Source organism: Bacillus thuringiensis, assembly GCF_022095615.2.
Taxonomy (GTDB): domain Bacteria; phylum Bacillota; class Bacilli; order Bacillales; family Bacillaceae_G; genus Bacillus_A; species Bacillus_A cereus_AG.
Window position 1 is genome coordinate 132,860 of sequence record NZ_CP155560.1, and the last position, 17,400, is coordinate 150,259.

Genomic DNA, 17,400 nt, shown 5'->3' on the forward strand with positions numbered 1-17,400 from the left:
ATTTTTAGTTAATGGAATAAATTTACTTATATTAACATAAGGAGAATATCAGTCTTAGCTGTGATGAGGGGAGGAGTATTTAAAATAATTTTTTATTGTAGTTGTATCAATTTGTTCAACAAATAAAGGGGATAGGGATATTTGGAAATTATTTTGAAGGATATGGCATGTCTTGTTCAATTGCTCAATATAAGGAACGTATATATGATCTAAAATTGCTGGGGGTAATTCTAAAGTTTCATGTTTCCATAAGTCGAACTCATTTGGATTAATAATCTGCATACTTCCAAAATGAAAAGCTATTAATTCATCTTGATCAATAAGAACTTTGTTATCTGTTTTTGATATAGAACTGCTATTTAGAATAATATTCCAAGGTGCTGCATCAATACCTTTGTGAGTCATGATTTTTATATTAGAAAAAATGTTAGGGATGTAATTTAAATATTTCTGATCACCCCATCTATTCATTTCAACATCATAATGATTTTTGCAATATTCTAGGCATTTATCTTTCCACCATGTTAAAATTTCTTTACTATTTTGATCGTTTTTAAAGCCTACTAAACCAGCCTGGTATATACCGTGTATATTTTCAATTTCAGCCGAACTTCTTTGAGGACAAAGGAATACAGAGTATTTCCACCATTCATCAAGAATGATATTAGGTGTTGTAAAGAAATACATATCAGCATCACAATATATGATGTGATCAACTTCGGGATAAAGACTAAGGACATGTAGACAAAGAGTAGATTTTAACGTCCAACAATATTCTTGTAAATTTCTTTCATCCTTTATACTAAGGAGTTCATGATTTTCAATATCTTTTAACGGAATGAGTATGGCGTGCTTTAATTTTAATTTTTCTAATATTTGATAAGTCGAATCATCCATACAACAAATCCATACAGTAAATTTAGCGTTGAGATTTTCTAAGGAATAATAAGAGGTCAATCCTTGAATTAATCGTTCTTTACTTATAATCATAGAAAAGTTCATAAAATGATTGGATTGATTCATTTTTCTTCTTAATTGTGAATCTTTATATAAGGTTTGAGCTTCATTTATATCTTTTTTACTTAAAAATTGTTTCGTATTTTTATTGAATTTTTCTTTTAATTGCTTTAAAACAAATTGGATTCTCTCTAAATAAGGAGTGTAAATATGATTTAATATATTGTTTGGTATTGAAATTGATCCCAAAGACCAAAGATCAAAGTCATTTTCAGTAAAAATAGTAATACATGCAAAATGGTAAACAACTAGTTTATCATTTTCAATAAATACATCATTTTTACTCTTGTCAATTTTGTAATCGTTATTATATATACAGTTCCAAGGCGCAGCATTTATACCCAAGTTATTGGAAATTTTTACTTTTGGGAAATATATTGGGATATAATCTAAATACTTCTGATCGCCAAACTTTCCCTCCTCAGGTTCAGCACTGCACCAATCTATACATTTATTTTTCCACCATCTTACACTTTTTAGTCCATAGAGATCATTCTTAAATCCAATTAGACCAGCCTGATATTTTCCATACATTTTTTCTACCCAATCACGATCTCTTTGTGGGGTAAGGAAAATAGAATGTTCACCCCACTCTTCAAAAATAATATTAGGATCAGAAAAAAAGCATAAATCACCATCACAATATAGAATAGACGGTAAATTATAATTTACCAATAAATATTCTATCAAGACAGATTTTAAAGTCCAACAATATTCATTTACTTTTCTTTTTCTCTTAATTGCTTTTAGTTCACTATCTTCTAATTCCTCAACTTGTAAAAGGTTTACGTTAATTAGATTCATTTCTTTTAATAATGAATATCCAAAAGGATCTATACAACAAATCCATAATGTGAATTTTTCTGAGTACTGCATTAATGATTGCTGTAAGGCAATGATTTTCAAAACATATTCACTACCTACAATGACACAGAAATGATTATTTAGATCATGTTGTTGATTATTGAAATGGGGGTTCATTTTTTTTTGAGTATTTTTAGGGGAGGGATTTGAATTTTTAGTTCCTGTTGAAAGCGGGTTAACTATTTTCTCATTAGAGGGGATATACAATCGAGGTAAACTTATTTTTTTATCATTAAAGTTCAATGTTTATTCAGTCCTCTCCACTAAATTTTATTAGGGTTCCAACTTTCATCTACAGTTTTTATATCTTTAGGAGTATCGACACTAGCCCAAAAATCATTGTGTTCATAGACTGCGAGCTCATTATCTTTTATTAAATTTTGGAGAGGATCTTCTTCTAGAACACAATCATCATTGTTACCTAAATAATCGAATATTTCTTTGTTAAATACAAAAAAACCGCCGTTAATTACTTCATCAAGTAATGGTTTTTCTTTAAAATCAATAGCAATTCCATTTTCTACCGCCAATAGGCCATATTGATTGTTCTTTTTAATTCCAGTTAATGTAGCAATTTTTCCTTTCTCATTATGAAATGCTATTAGTTGATCAATATCTATATTGGCTAATCCATCGCCATAAGTTAATAAAAAGGTTTCACCTTGTACAAAGGGTTCAAGTTTTTTTAGTCTTGCCCCGGTCATTGTATCAATTCCTGTATCTATAAAGTGTATATTCCAATTCTCTAATTCCTGAAGTAGCGTATATTGACCGGTTTTAAAATTCAAACTAAAGTCATTCTCTTTCCAGCTAAAATCCATAAAATATTCTTTAATTTTCTCACCTTTATATCCTAAGGGCAAAATGAAATTAGAATGTCCATATTTTCTATACCAATTCATTATATGCAAGAGGAGAGGCTTTCCTTGAACTCGAACTAATGGTTTGGGAATGTCCTCTAAAATTCCTTGCATCCGAAGCCCTTTTCCACCACACAAAATTATGACTTTCATAGATCTATTTCCTTCCTCTCTATATATTTTACTAATTTAAACTATGTAGTTTGTTTGATAAATGTATACACGGTTGTACCATAATGACAATCAACTAAAAAAATATATTAGATTTATAATTCAAATGCTGATTAAATAAGGATAATACGCACTGTAGTATTTCATCTATTTTATGTAAATTAGGTTATTTTAAAAATTTATACTTGCGTTTTATTTAATACTAATGAAAGAAATTGTTTGTTCGTAAGATAAAAGAGGGGGGATGGACATCAGGGGACTTGAAAAAGCTTATTATGAAAAATCTAAGAAGATAAAATTATACTGAAAATAAGATAAAGTTTGGAAGTAAGTAGTCATGATTATACTATATAAGCATGATATGCTGATTTAATAAATAATTTCGAAGATATTAACATAAGAATACCAAAGGAAAATAACTATTTAAACGAAAAGAGAAAAATATTATATTTTACTTTCTAAAAATTAAAAAAAGAGCACCGTATAAAGGTGCTCTAGTGATGGAATTAATTTTGTAAAGAACCATTGATCCTATAAAGAAGGACTTATGAATTATTATATGAACGGTTTATTAATTAAGTGTGTATCAATTAAATGGGAATTTTATTTCCCTATACCTATTTAATTTACAGACAAAATCATGTTAAAAGTAAATAGAAAATTAATAAGTTAAAGTTATTTTGTTTAAAATATAATCCCAATCAGAATCATCACCTTCCCATCTATTCTGATAACGTGGGAGTTCAATAGAACAAACCCTTGATATGCCCCAATTTTGCTCAACGATATTAGATATGCCCTCCTTAAAATTACAAATAAGAATATTGAAATCCTTATTTGTAATTTTGGATAACGCATTTTGTAATTCAACCGCTTCATCACGATTTCCCCAAATTCTAATAAATAAGATTGATTCACAACTAGTTAATTTTTCAAGGAATCGATTAATTTTAGTACCTAATGTAGCTATAAAAGAAGGATAGGTTACTTTCCAATCCTCATCTGAGTTAATAGGAAAGTCATGCATTGAAAAACAATTATAATAATTGTCCTTTATACAGTAGATTTTTCTTTGAGTTAGCATCTTTTACAAAATAATTATTAAATAGGAAAAATTCCATCGAGAAGTGCAATTAAATGCTAGACTAATTTCTAATGGTCCCAGTATCTTTTATTTTGACGTGTGTCTTTACATTTATTTTAGCCTCTGCTAACGCTTGCAACCAATCTCCTTTTACTTTTTTCCACTCTTTATATTGAAAGGCTCTAGCATATAGGGATAATCCGATTGGATCAATTTTGTTCTGCTGTATTTCATTTATTATATTTTGTAAATTATTATTAATTTCTTTTTGAATAGTCCTTTTTAAACTATTTATATTTTTTTTATTATCATAGTGCCCCTTAATTAAATTTGCATTTGTTTTTTCTATTAAAGCTACATTAGCATATATATCGAGATTAAATACAAATTTTCCGTTTTGAAAATTAACATCTATCTTTCTTGTCGCGTTCTGTACGAAGATAGAAGTGTTTATTTTTTTGTTGGACTTTTTAGGGGGAAGCGCAAGGTGTAGTATCATTCGCCCGCTACTTTTTTGCTTATTTATAAGATTGAAAAATTTAACATCTTTTTTAGGAATTTGAGTTAAATATTTCCCTTTTCGATTTAAAAATGCAATTCCTACTGTGTCGATTTCATTCTTTGTTTTTTTGATAATTGGAACAGTTTGCGTCATTCCTTCTTCATTTTGTTCTCTCATTAATTGTTGAATTGTAGAAGAGACGGATTGGTTATTTTGAATTGACGATTCGATTACACCATTTATATAAGATGAAAGTGATGGTTTACTAGGCTTCTGAATTTTAAAAACTTCTTCTGCAGGTCCATCTACAAGTACTACTTTAGCATTAATGGTAGCGTAAGGATCACGGTAAGAAGAATCAAGCTCCTGCAACCAATTAGCTTCTTGCGCTAATTTTTTCCCAATTAAAATGATTTCAGCCTTGGAAGCTGTCATAAAGCCCGTTAACTTTGTATCTATCTTACTGAATCCAGTATATACAGTTGATGCTTGTGTCCAATGTTCTATAGTACTTTTGGGCTGTTTATGATGAAAGAGTGGTATACTTGTTCCAACTTTTATGTCTCCATTAGGGGTTCTATCCAAGCCAATTAACAGGATTAATGAAACCTTCTCAAGAGGAATTCTCTGACTGCAACCAATTATATATATACAACAAATTACAATCCATATCCATTTTCGAATCAAAGTTGTTTCCTCCTAGTAATCCAAGTGAAAAGAATACTGTAAGCGAAAAATAAAATTGGTAATAGAATAAAGAAAACGACATTTAAGATGTCCATAAGAGAATATATAAACAAATATTGATCCACATCGGGATTTAGGAAAATAAATAGGCCAATTATAAATAATATAAAAGCAAGCAGCACCCAATTGCGGGCGTTTTTTTGAAGTGAAATGGTTACAGATTCAAAACTGAAAAATAAATACGGATATATCGTAGTAGAAAATACAATTAAATAGTAAGCGATATATATAATTTCTAATCGTTCCATGAAAGAAAAACGAACCCCTTTTAACAGATGAAATACTGGCCAGATTACGTCTTTTATCCCCTCCGGACTAAAGTATATATAAGAAAGAATGGTCACATATAGATAGAAAAACATGGTTCCGGTATTCGCAATTAGTAGTCCTTTTATGGCTTTTTGTTTTTTTTGTAAGAACGGGTATATATAATATGCAATTTCTAAGCCAGCATAAGGAGTGATGGTTTCTTTTGTTGCCTTTACAATAGGGTATAATCCATCTTTAACAATAGGTAGTAGGTGTAAAGGGTTGTAGTTAGTCTGTAGTGAAAAAAGAAGAAACAGTGGCATCCAAGTAGTGAAGAAGAAAACAAGCATAGAATAACTAGTAAGAGCCCTTAACCCGCTCAGGGCTAAAATAATAAAAGGCAATAGTAATAATATGGTGATTTGATAAGCAGGAGTGGAAGGGAATATCCACACTTTTACAATATCGGTTGCCTTTAATAAAGTATTAAAGCCAGCAAAAAATAGATAAAAGGCATATAAAAGAAAAAGAATTGTCCCTATCCATTTACCAAAGTACGTTTTTAGGATTTGTGAGAAATTTTTGTTGGGATTTTTTTGTAACATTAATATAATAAATACGCCGATTATAGAAGTAGTTATCCAGCCAAGAATGATAGAAATCCAGCCATCTGTGCCAGCCGTAGTAGCAAGTGGGCTTGGCATAATTAACATACCTGATGCTAGTTGCAGTGAATGAATGAAAATAATAAATTCAAATAAAGTTATGTTTTGGAATTTAAGATTCCCCATGCGAACCACCTTCTTTTTTCTTTTTTTGTTTCGGCTGTCCTGTACTTGAGCGGGTGGTAATCATAGAAATAGGAAATCTTACAAAAGAATCTTTTAATTCTTTGAGTCGAAAGGGCGCGATTGGCAATCCGTATGGTGAACCATAGGAAGTTAATGAAACAAAATGAGCGAATAAGAGCATTAATCCACTAACAATCCCTACAATCCCATAAAAGTATGCCAATAACATCATTGGAAAACGAATAAGGCGTATAGAACTTGATAAATCATAATTAGAAACAATAAATGATGCAATGGCTGTAATAGATACGATAATAACCATAACGTTACTTACAAGACCAGCTTGAACAGCCGCCTGTCCAATTACAATCCCTCCAACAATTCCTATGGTTTGTCCAATGGGTTGTGGTAAGCGAATACCAGCTTCACGTAGCATTTCGAGTGTAATTTCCATTATAAAAGCTTCCAATAGGGGAGAGAAAGGGACTTTGACTCTTGAAGTTGCAATAGAAGTGTATAAATCTATAGGAATGATTTCAAAGTGAAAAGAGACTATAGCAATATAAAATGCCGGTAAAAAAATAGCTATAATAAATCCTGCAAATCGTAATAAGCGAAAAAATGATGCAATGAGCCAATGGATATTATAATCATCTGGAGTTTGAAAAAATCCAATTAAATTCATTGGAACAATCATTGCACCAGGGGATCTATCCATTAATACTGCTACTTTCCCATCAAGAATATGATTTGAAATTGCATCTGGGCGTTCGCTTAAATAAGCTTGTGGAAAAGGAGTCCAATTTTGATCTTTTGTATAATTAGATAGTTCTCCAATGCTCAATACCGCATCCGTATTAATTCTACAGATTCTTGTTTCTATTTCTTGGACTACATCTGCGTTTGCTACATCACCTAAGTAAATTAAATAGACTACTGAAGTTGCTCGTTCTCCAATTGTCAGCTTTTTGATCTTTAACTCTGTTGAAGGAAGATATCGACGAATTAAGCCTATATTTTTTGTGGCATTCTCAATAAATCCATCATGTGAGCCTTTAATAGTAACTTCTGAGATGGGTTCTTGAATTGCTCTTTCTGCCCAGCCTTTTGTATTTATTAGAAGTGACCGCTTTTCTCCTTCCATAAATAGAACACATTGACCCTCAAGTAATCCTTCTTTAATGTCATTCCATGTATATACTATTTTGGTATGAGTAGCAATAATATTAGAATTAAATATTTGGCTGTCCTCATTTACTTTTTGTAATAATGGTGTAACAACATTGCCTTTTAAAGCGACACCATCTGTAAGGCCTTCAAAATAATATAGTAAAATATTCGTGTTTGTTTTTAATTGCAAAGGATGTTCGATTAAATCTGCACTAATATCAAAGATATTAACTAATGTATTTTTTAGCTCTTCTAAGTTACTTGTTTGGATCTTTTCAATGTTTTTATCGGATTTAATTTCTAAAGCCTCTTCATTTAAGGGCAAAATTGACACCTCTTTAATATATAACGATTAGTTGTATTTATTATTTTTAAATGATGGAATTTTATTCACAAATTTAAATAAATTGGGAAAGGAAGTTAAAAATTAAGAGCAAAAAAGTAGAGTTAATTTGTGTGGAAATCTAAGTATTAAGATAGAATTGAAATTTGAATGATTAAAAAAAAAAGAACCCTTGATAGGCTCTTTTTCATAGTTGGTAAATATGCTGTAAACAATAGAGGGCAATTAAGGCTGTAATTTAGATGTCTTTAAGTTAATTAGTTGAATTTTGTAGGAAGAATTCTTTTTTCATATCTTAATAATCGATTAAAAAGGACATTACATTTATTTGGGTGTTCTAGTGTATTTGAACTTTGCATGCTAACAATTTTTGTTTAGGGACAAAATGTTTTTCTGAATTAACAGAAAAATTAAAACGCAAAATTCCTATTGGTTATTTTGGTAGGTATCAAATATTTCTTTGGCCTTATTTACTTGATGTCACCGTACGTTTATATGTTCCTAAGGAAAAGAAATACTTTCATTTTTATTACCCTCTATTGTTTGATTAAGATGGTAACACGAAAATGAAACGTTTACAACCAGAAAATAAAGAAAAAATATCAAAATGCGACTTTTTTCGACAATTCATCTGTGTTTATATATAATATTTTTATAGGAAAAGGTGAAGGGAAACGTACCTTTTCCTATAAATTTTTTGTAGGAATTAGAAATAATTAAAGTAATAATAGCCTAAAATTAAAATGAAATTCAATGGATTTGAACCTAAAGTCATGAAAACCATTGATAACGTTACCATTGAATTTTTAAACTGTAAGAGTTTTAAAAGTATAGTCAAACTTTAGTCCATTTTGCGTTTCTTCCTTTTGAAACTAGCTTAATATGGCCAAATAATTGCAATGAATTTAAAGCCTTACTGATTGTACTCTCTGCAATGTCTGGATAAGTGTTACGAATACTCTCCTTAGTAAAGGGGTGTTTTTGTTTAAGTATAAAATCCTGAATTCTCTCAACTTTAGTATGTTTACAAATAGAATCTAGAACTGTGTTATGAAGATCTTTGTAAGCCTCTAATATAATTGTTAAAAACGTTTTTAACCAAAAGCTACTATTATGTTCTTCACAGTGCCAATTCATCGAAGACTTATAAATCGAATTGTAATAATCAGATTCGTTTTTCTTAATATATTTATCCAAACATACATATTTTACAAATGTATGTCCACTCTTAATTAACAGTAATTGCATTAGCATAAATGCTAACCTGTTATTACCTTGATTGAAAGGAACTATGCAATAAAAATTTAATATAAAACGAGCTATTATTAAAAGCGAATGTAGCCCCTTACTAGTATTTAATGAGTTGTATTGATCACATAATTGCTCCATAAACTGCGGAATAAGTTCATGTGGAAGAATGCGGTAACTATTCAAGTGCATTCCATGCTCTGGAATACCTGGAATAATAAAAGGTTTTTCACGCCATTTGGCACTGTCAGAGGTAAGGTAATGTATCAGTTGAAAATGTAATTCCTGTATAGTTGCTGGATTAATTAATAAAGTACAGGAATTTTTATGTACAAAAGAAAGTGTTTGATAATAACAAAAAATAGCATCCTCCGAAATATTTTGAGGTACTATATCATCTAAAATAAGCTCTTTTAATCTTTTATTAGGAACTTTTATATCCTCGTAAATAGTAGTGAAATTTTTTATGTAATGTAGTGGTATAGTTTTTTCTAAACTATTAAATATGTCAGGGTTTTGTTCCTGATAAGCAGCTAATTTTCCTTTGAACTCGCTAATGTCACTTATTAAATTTATTAACCTCCTTTTTAATTCAATATTTTTATACTTATCATCAAAAAAGTCTCTCATTTTTGTTCCCCCTGTAACCCCTTAACACGTTGTTGCATATACCTTTCCATTCTAAAGGCATTCCACGACATCATTGTAAAATAACGACATTTTTGTTCTGATTTTGATCGTGTTTCAGAATCTATATTTTTATTTGGTATTTAAAATATAGAAAGTATAAAGAAGAATCATTCGGATTCAATTTTAATAGGCATAATCCTAACATCAAATGTACAAATGTACAATAAAAAAATAAAAAAAATAAAACTATCGACTCTTTTGAAAGATAATAAATTAATTGTAGGTATAAATGTGTTTTAGTTTAAGAGTAAATATTGAAGAAGTAATAAAATTTTCATAGTTGAAAAAATAGATAAGTAATTAATTTGTGACAGTTATGTGTATAATCAATGCATTTGCATTGATTAGAATTCCACAATTAAATCCTAACGAGACTAAATTTCTATATTTAGCCTAAAGTTTAGGGGGCTATATTGATGAAATGTATCATTAAATATAGAAATATGTAACGTTTAACACTTGTATTGTAAAATATATTGACATAAGTTAATTTAAATACTAGGTACAGGAGCAGTTAATAACAATTCAGTAAAGTACCCTTTAAACGTTTCACCCTAAGAACGTTTATATTTATATAACGAGCACACTGAAGTTTTTTGTTTGTTCCTGTACCTTATTAGGTAAAAATGACATAATAAATTAATATAATGTTATGGGGGAATTGGATTGTCAATTCTCTTTTTCATATCTTACATTATCAATCTTTAGATGATTTGTTTAAAGTAAGGATTCACAAGGGAGAAGATGGCCATTCACAAGGGCTATAAAGTTAAGTTGGTTTCAGGTATTTTATAGGAGAATATATCTAAGATTAAAGAATTTGTGCGCATTCACCATTTGAATATAAACAGATTATTTAATGTGTTTATTAAGGTTTAGAAAATATGTGTGAATTTTGCCTTGGAAATGACTTGTTTATATGCTGTATAGCAGAAATATGAAGTCTGGAAGAGACTGATATAATCAGTTTCTTCCAGACTTTTTTACTTTAAAATTGTATTTTTTCTGCATGAGGGTAAATATAATTCTTCAAATTAATATTTGAATTTTTTGTGAAATAAAGCAAGCTTTTTATTCCTCTATTAATACATAATGTTACAAAATAGAGTTATTGTATTTATTTTATTTTTATATGAGATTAAAAATAATAATAAATGTACCAATGTATGAATGATAATAGTATATTTACTAGTAATTTGTTCGTTTATCTTTATATTGCTATTATATTAGCGATAACAATAATATATTGGGGGGACAAGAATGAATTTGAAATTTACTTCTAAATTTGAAAGATTAATAAAAAGTAAAAAAGGAATTGGTGCTTGTGTTTTAGCTGCAGGGGTGACGGCGATTACAATGATTCCTCAAAGTGCGTATGCACATGGATTTGTTGAAAAGCCAACCAGTCGTGCTGCTTTATGTAGTCAGAATTATGGAGCATTAAATTTGAATTGTGGAAATATAATGTACGAACCTCAAAGTTTAGAAGCGCCTAAAGGATTTCCAGATGGTGGACCGATTGATGGGAAAATCGCTTCGGCAGGAGGACTGTTTGGAGGAAATCTTGACCAACAAACATCAAATCGCTGGTTCAAAAATACGATTAAGGGTGGAGCAAATACATTTACATGGAAATATACAGCTGCACATCTTACAAGTAAATGGCATTACTACATTACAAAAAAGGGATGGGATCCTAATAAACCATTAACGCGTGCTGAATTAGAGCCAATTGGAACTGTGAAACATGACGGTTCTGCCGCATCAAATAATTTAACACATACAATTAATGTACCAACTGATCGAAATGGTTATCATGTTATTTTAGCTGTATGGGATGTAGCAGATACGTCAAATGCGTTTTATAATGTAATTGATGTAAATCTAGTAAATAATGAAACTCCAGATACAGTAGCTCCAAGTCAACCAACTGGATTAAATGCGTCTAAAGTTTCTGCCAATAGTGTTGCACTAACATGGAAGGCCTCTACGGATAATATAGGTGTAAAAGAATATCAAGTGTTACGCAATGGAGAAGTAATTGATACGATACCAGGTACAACATTTATTGATAAAAAACTAAAAGCAAATACTGAATATACCTATACAATAAAGGCATTAGACTCTGCTGGGAACGTATCAAAAGAAAGTGAAGAGCTAAAAGTTAAGACAACAAATGAAGTCCCAGATATAGAAGCTCCGACTCAACCGAAAGGATTACATAGTATGAGTACAACAGCAACAACTGTTGACTTGATGTGGAGTCCGTCTGAAGATAATGTAGGTGTAGACCATTATATTGTATATAGGGAAAGCGCTGGAGTTATGAGTAAAATTGGGACAACAGATAATACATCCTTTATGGATAAAGAATTAAAGGCTAATACATCGTATAAATATGTAGTGACGGCGGTTGATTTAGCTGGAAATGAATCTAGTAGAAGTGATATTTTGAATGTAACAACAAAGTCAGAGGATTCCACATATGAAAAATGGGATGCGAGAAAAGCGTATACTAAAGGTGATAGAGTACTACATGAGGGAAAAGTGTATGAAGCAGTTCAAGATTATCAAGGCAAAGGTGACACAAATTGGATTTTTGCCCTATCGCTTTGGAAGCCAATTTTAAATAAATGATAAGTAGGAGAATGTAGTTAACATTTTTTCTTTTTTCTTTGAAAGTAAAGGGTCGTTCCAAATATAAATCCCTTAATGGTTTAAATGATATACTAATACATTTAATCTTCATCTAATATTTATGAAATGAAATCAAAAAAGAATCCCAGTGGAATACCATTGGGATTCTTTTTTTCTAATTTGTAATAGCGTATATTTTCACAGTGAATTTGTTAGTCGCACCAATTGGACTTGCGATATAATATTTAGTATTTGTGTAAGCTTCAGTCCTAGATCCATGTGAGATATTTTTCCAACGAATAGAATCGGTACCTAGGGAAACATCAATCATTACATTGAAAGAGATAGTAGAAGGATGATCTTTTTCTGAAGGTTCAATAACCCATTTTAATTCTTTGGTACCTACAGGTAAACTATCAATTTTAAAGTTTTGACTGGATCGATTTTTTTGTCCGGATAAAGGACTAGATTCAGATGATATTTGTGAAATTAATATTTCTTTTTCATTTGAATGTATACCATTTAATTTAATGATACTATCAATTAAACCTGGACCGGGAAAATCAGCTGCGATGATACCAGAATGTTTAATTGCGCCTTGTTGTAAGAGTTCGGTCCCAAGTGTATTCATCCCCCCATAGTATACTTGTCCGTTTCTATCGCGAGGGAAATCACTCCACGCACTAGTGGAATTCGCTTGAATCAATTTAGGACTACTGTCAGTATTTCTGCTCTCTTTTCCGCTTGCAACAAACCAAGGATATACATTATTTAAAAATGCGGCTGCGCCTCCCGTACCACTAAAATGGTTGAGATAAATTTTCCGATTATTAAAGTTAGTATTTGTATTTTGTAGATGGTTTTTTATCGCAATCCATTTTGTATATAGTTCGTCTGGTCCGCTTCCAATTTCAAATTTATCTTGTATATTCAAACCTTCGTAATCAATCCCGTACAATTGAGAGGATGTAAAGTTTTGTAAGATTACAATTTGCCCGCGGGTATCTCCTAAAGTAGGGTTATTTCTATCTGAAGTTGGTACGGAATTAGGATCCCAAAAATATGAAGCATTAACGTTTTTATATTTTAAAAATATCTCCTCAAATGATAGAGATCCACTTTCAGGAGTAGTTTCTTCTTTTAAGCGCATTAATATTGTTTCTGTTGGATGATCTTTTAAAAATTGAATGGTCTCTTTTAATACATCTTCAAACACAGCTTTTTGATTTACAACGCCATGATACATTGCAAAAGAATCTTTTACACGTTTAACACGCATATCTACATATCGAATTCCGGAATTTAATTGTTGGGATAGACTCATAGTTTGATTTCTTGTCAAATTTTCATCAAGAAAACTTGCTCCATGTAAAGCCATTGTACCATGAGTTCCTGGAATAGATAGTTCACTTAATTTTGTTGAATCTGCTACTTCTGACATCCATGATGGATTTTGATAACCTATATTGGATTCATAGGAATAACCTGGATGACTATCAGCTAAAATAGTAGATGCTGTACCTAAATTTGCTAGTGTAAAACAAGTGAGGATGCTAACTTTAAAGAAATTTTTCATTTTTATTTTGTTCATTTTATCTCTCCTAACCTTTAAACAATAGCTATAATAAGATGGTTTTTTACTATATTTATTGTTTTCTATTCCTAATGTAATGAATTTTTGTAATTGAAAAAGGGGTAGTGAGCTAACTTGAGATATTATTAGTTTACTGCAATAAATTATATCTAATAGCCAAACGGACTCTTAAAGAATTGAAGCAAAGATAGATAAAAAACAAGCTTGTTGCTGTATTGCATACAAACAAAACAGAAGCCTTAAAAAGACTTCTATTTTGTGACATATTATAAATGATAAGGTGGTTAACAAACTAAGATAATGTGAGTGAGCGGTAAAAATCTATTTATAGCTGTTTCAGAATTACTTATAACAAGGCTATTTAGGAAAAGTGGTCCCTACAATGCTAATAAAAATTAAAACATTCTACTCATTAAAACTTAGACTAACTACAGTTGCGATAGATTGGGCTGCATGTTCCCAGCTTCCATCTATAACTTTACCAATCTGCTGACCAAGTGTATTTAAATCATTTGGATTAACTGGAATTCCATTATACGCAGCAAGAATTGATAAAAGTGGAGCAGCAAATGGTGTCCAACCACCTCTATCAATATTAAATACAGGCTTATCTACTACCTTTCCATCTTGCACAGTAAACTCATAATAAAATTGGTCATCTGGACGGAAACTTAAATGATGAGAAATTTGTCCCTTAACATATTTTTTTCCTGCACCTAAATTTACTACTTCTATTTCTTTTACGTTAAATTCATGCTCAAATACTTTTATTTTTTTGACTTCTGGACCATTTAAGGCAGCATTAACAGCTGTTTCTAAATTATTTTGTGCTAATGGTTGAATACTCATTTGAGCCTCTTTTTGTTGGATAGGAGTCTCTTTTTCTGCAGCAAACACTGATGTAGTAGATAGTGCGCTTGTAGCTAATGTAGCTGCAAGTGCTGTTGTCATCATGATTTTTCTTTTCATCTTCATAGTTTTTCTTCCTCTCTTAAAGTTTTGATATATAATCTTTTAAAGACTGACATTGTGCAACATTTTATTTCATAATGCACAAAAAACTAAAGATTATGTGGAATTATGTCAGAGAATTAAAATTAATTATATATGTATTTTAGATGATATCTATCTACACATATTTTTTCAATTTTTCGACAAATGTAATGATAATGACTTCTTAAGAGTCAATTTAGTACCTTGTTTATCTATAGAAATCCTATAAATAAGCTAATTTCATAGTGAATGTAATATATTTGATATCAAATGTCTTACATAATTCTATAAAATTTCACAATTTTTTCTTTTAAAGAATGGAGTAATAGGGATTTTAACCACAAGGGATGCGGGAATAGCCTAATCAATTAGAGTTTGATAGAACTCTTTTCTTAGGAATCCCTCACTTCTAAATGAAGTGAAAGAGGGGGGGATTCAAGGGGAGTAAGCTTTTGAAGGGATTTTTAACTGTAATAATTGATCCATTAACTGTTTCTTTTCTTGCTGGAATGCTAGCTTATTATATTAATGAGAAAGAATCAAAGTTATGATGTATTGAAAGAAAAGAGAAAAGAGCGTAATAATATTTCGAACATTGGTTGAATTTTCAAGGTTAGAAATAATATTCCAAACCTTGAAATAACAGGTGAAAATAATAAACACTCTCGTAGGAGTGCTTATTCAAATTCGATTTCTGTTTTACCATCTGATGTGAAGTATCTTATGGTTGTTTTGTCGTATTCTTGCAAGCCACTCTGCGCAACGGCGTCTTTTAACTTTGTTCTCGTTCTGTAGCCAAAATTTTTCCGTAAGCCTTCGTCAGCATTTGATAATGCTGTTTTGTCAACGAAAACATATAAGACATACAAGTTATTTTCTTTATTTAATTCAACTGCTGTTACAGTACCACCGAAATATTCTATAATCTCTTTGGTTCTACGTTCAGTACTTTTCGTCATTCGTGTCTGCTCATCTTTTGGTTGTTCTGTTTTCACCGTTGTTTGTTGTGTTTTTGGCTGCTCCTTTTGAACCATTTCTTTTTCGCCGCAAGCTGCTAACATTACAACCGATAAACCAACTACTAATACTGATTTCTTCATCATCTAAACCCTCCTAATAATAATATCTAAATATTAGAATACAATGAAATTTATTGCTGGATATGGAGTGACATGTAATGCTTGTCGTGGGTATGAATTATGTGATGTCACCTATTGTAACAGTTAAAATGTTAGTACTTATCTTTCTTAATGACATTATATATTTGGCTTCGTGAAAAGCATTTTAATAGATTGTTTTAGCTTAATATAAAAAGAGGACGCATTATTATTTACGTCCTCTTTTTATATATTAGATAAATTTAAGCAGAAACTTTTATTTTAATTATGTAGATTCACGAATAATTAAGTTAGTAGGATATTCAATAATTTTACGTTTAATAGATTCATCTGTATTTATATATATTAGTATCTCGTTAACGGTTCGTTTACTCAGTTTAACAATTGGAATATCAATAGTACTAATTGCTGGGGATGTAACTGTACAAATTAATTGATTATCATAACCACAAACAGCTAAGTCAGTTGGAATAGAATACCCTTTAATAGTAGCTCCTTTAATGACTCCAGCAGCAACTTGATCATTTCCTGTAAATAATGCAGTAGGTTTATCTTTTAATTTATCTAGCTTCTCAAAAATTCTAAACCCATCATTAATAGTAATTGCATCGCCAAATAGCCATTTTTTATTGAATGGTAATTGTTTTTCTTTTAAGGCATGCAGATAACCTTGTTGGCGTTTTAATTGTGCTTGACTATTAAGAGAATCAAAACAAAAGCCAATTTTTTTATGACCTTTGCTTATTAAATGTTTAACAGCTTTGTATCCAGCTTCAAATTCATCGTAACAAATTATCGGAATAGGTGCATTTTCCTCATACTCATTACAAAGTATTATGGGCCCATATGCTAAATAATGCTCTATATTTTCCCAACTATTTTCTAGGGATGCGAGAATTACACCATCTACAGCCTTATTCTTTAGTAAGGAAAGTAATTCAAGTTCAATTTTTTTCTCATAAAAAGTCTGATAAATTAGCAATTTGTAATTATGCTTTAATAATTCTTTAGAAATTTCTCTAGCTAATTTTCCGAAAAAGGGATGATCTATATTGGGAATTGATAGTGCAATGGTTTGTGTCTTATTTATCCTAAGATTCCTTGCAATAGAACTAGGAGTATAGTTGAATTCTTGCATAACTTTTATTATTTTCTCACGTTTTTCTGAATTTACATAAGGATGATTATTTAGAACTCTTGAAACCGTAGCATTTGATACATTACATAATTTAGCTATTTCATTAATTGTTACCATAGAGAAACCCTCCGTAAAAAATATGTTGACATGTAATCGATAACATAAAATATAGTCTACTCATGAT

General features: G+C 30.4%; 11 protein-coding genes and 1 pseudogene. 1 reads left to right on the forward strand and 11 read right to left on the reverse strand.

Annotated elements, in window-relative coordinates; all coding sequences use genetic code 11:
• Window positions 1-54 precede the first annotated feature (54 nt).
• The 7 genes and pseudogenes from KZZ19_RS27525 to KZZ19_RS27555 form a co-directional block, all read right to left on the reverse strand.
• Window positions 55-2,124 (reverse strand): glycosyl transferase, encoded by a 2,070-nt coding sequence (locus KZZ19_RS27525; protein WP_237982549.1) that lies wholly within the window; start codon window positions 2,122-2,124, stop codon window positions 55-57.
• Between the two features lie 20 nt (window positions 2,125-2,144).
• Complete coding sequence (locus KZZ19_RS27530) at window positions 2,145-2,894, reverse strand: sugar phosphate nucleotidyltransferase (RefSeq protein ID WP_237982548.1); 750 nt, start codon at window positions 2,892-2,894, stop codon at window positions 2,145-2,147.
• A gap of 679 nt (window positions 2,895-3,573) precedes the next feature.
• A pseudogene (locus KZZ19_RS27535) lies at window positions 3,574-3,987 on the reverse strand (DUF1796 family putative cysteine peptidase); the annotation flags it as partial.
• A gap of 70 nt (window positions 3,988-4,057) precedes the next feature.
• Window positions 4,058-5,185, reverse strand: coding sequence for a Ger(x)C family spore germination protein (locus tag KZZ19_RS27540; RefSeq protein WP_237982547.1), 1,128 nt, complete (start codon window positions 5,183-5,185; stop codon window positions 4,058-4,060).
• On the reverse strand, window positions 5,182-6,285 hold the full coding sequence (locus KZZ19_RS27545) for a GerAB/ArcD/ProY family transporter (protein WP_237982546.1): 1,104 nt from the start codon (window positions 6,283-6,285) through the stop codon (window positions 5,182-5,184). The genes KZZ19_RS27540 and KZZ19_RS27545 overlap by 4 nt, the downstream gene beginning before the upstream one ends.
• Entirely contained in the window at window positions 6,272-7,780 is a 1,509-nt protein-coding gene (locus tag KZZ19_RS27550; RefSeq protein WP_237982545.1) for a spore germination protein, read from the reverse strand. Before KZZ19_RS27550 ends, KZZ19_RS27545 begins: the two co-directional genes overlap by 14 nt.
• A gap of 852 nt (window positions 7,781-8,632) precedes the next feature.
• Complete coding sequence (locus KZZ19_RS27555; protein ID WP_237982544.1) at window positions 8,633-9,676, reverse strand: Fic family protein; 1,044 nt, start codon at window positions 9,674-9,676, stop codon at window positions 8,633-8,635.
• Between the two features lie 1,320 nt (window positions 9,677-10,996).
• On the opposite strand from KZZ19_RS27555, the gene KZZ19_RS27560 reads away from it, so the two are divergent.
• On the forward strand, window positions 10,997-12,373 hold the full coding sequence (locus tag KZZ19_RS27560) for a lytic polysaccharide monooxygenase (RefSeq protein ID WP_097863682.1): 1,377 nt from the start codon (window positions 10,997-10,999) through the stop codon (window positions 12,371-12,373).
• Window positions 12,374-12,548: 175 nt separating this feature from the next.
• On the opposite strand, the gene KZZ19_RS27565 is transcribed toward KZZ19_RS27560, so the two are convergent.
• The 4 genes from KZZ19_RS27565 to KZZ19_RS27580 form a co-directional block, all read right to left on the reverse strand.
• Complete coding sequence (locus tag KZZ19_RS27565) at window positions 12,549-13,964, reverse strand: phosphatidylinositol-specific phospholipase C (RefSeq protein ID WP_237982543.1); 1,416 nt, start codon at window positions 13,962-13,964, stop codon at window positions 12,549-12,551.
• 408 nt (window positions 13,965-14,372) lie between these two features.
• Complete coding sequence (locus KZZ19_RS27570; protein ID WP_098264754.1) at window positions 14,373-14,942, reverse strand: methyltransferase; 570 nt, start codon at window positions 14,940-14,942, stop codon at window positions 14,373-14,375.
• A 695-nt stretch (window positions 14,943-15,637) separates the two neighbouring features.
• Entirely contained in the window at window positions 15,638-16,063 is a 426-nt protein-coding gene (locus KZZ19_RS27575; protein WP_322349776.1) for a hypothetical protein, read from the reverse strand.
• A gap of 280 nt (window positions 16,064-16,343) precedes the next feature.
• Entirely contained in the window at window positions 16,344-17,333 is a 990-nt protein-coding gene (locus KZZ19_RS27580) for a LacI family DNA-binding transcriptional regulator (RefSeq protein WP_237982541.1), read from the reverse strand.
• Window positions 17,334-17,400: the final 67 nt, after the last annotated feature.

Bases quoted from the DNA above. Each gene is read 5' to 3' on its own strand.
- KZZ19_RS27555 (WP_237982544.1), bottom strand. From the start codon at position 9,676: ATGAGAGACTTTTTTGATGATAAGTATAAAAATATTGAATTAAAAAGG.
- KZZ19_RS27570 (WP_098264754.1), bottom strand. From the start codon at position 14,942: ATGAAGATGAAAAGAAAAATCATGATGACAACAGCACTTGCAGCTACA.
- KZZ19_RS27545 (WP_237982546.1), bottom strand. From the start codon at position 6,285: ATGGGGAATCTTAAATTCCAAAACATAACTTTATTTGAATTTATTATT.
- KZZ19_RS27565 (WP_237982543.1), bottom strand. From the start codon at position 13,964: ATGAACAAAATAAAAATGAAAAATTTCTTTAAAGTTAGCATCCTCACT.
- KZZ19_RS27575 (WP_322349776.1), bottom strand. From the start codon at position 16,063: ATGATGAAGAAATCAGTATTAGTAGTTGGTTTATCGGTTGTAATGTTA.
- KZZ19_RS27580 (WP_237982541.1), bottom strand. From the start codon at position 17,333: ATGGTAACAATTAATGAAATAGCTAAATTATGTAATGTATCAAATGCT.
- KZZ19_RS27560 (WP_097863682.1), top strand. From the start codon at position 10,997: ATGAATTTGAAATTTACTTCTAAATTTGAAAGATTAATAAAAAGTAAA.
- KZZ19_RS27530 (WP_237982548.1), bottom strand. From the start codon at position 2,894: ATGAAAGTCATAATTTTGTGTGGTGGAAAAGGGCTTCGGATGCAAGGA.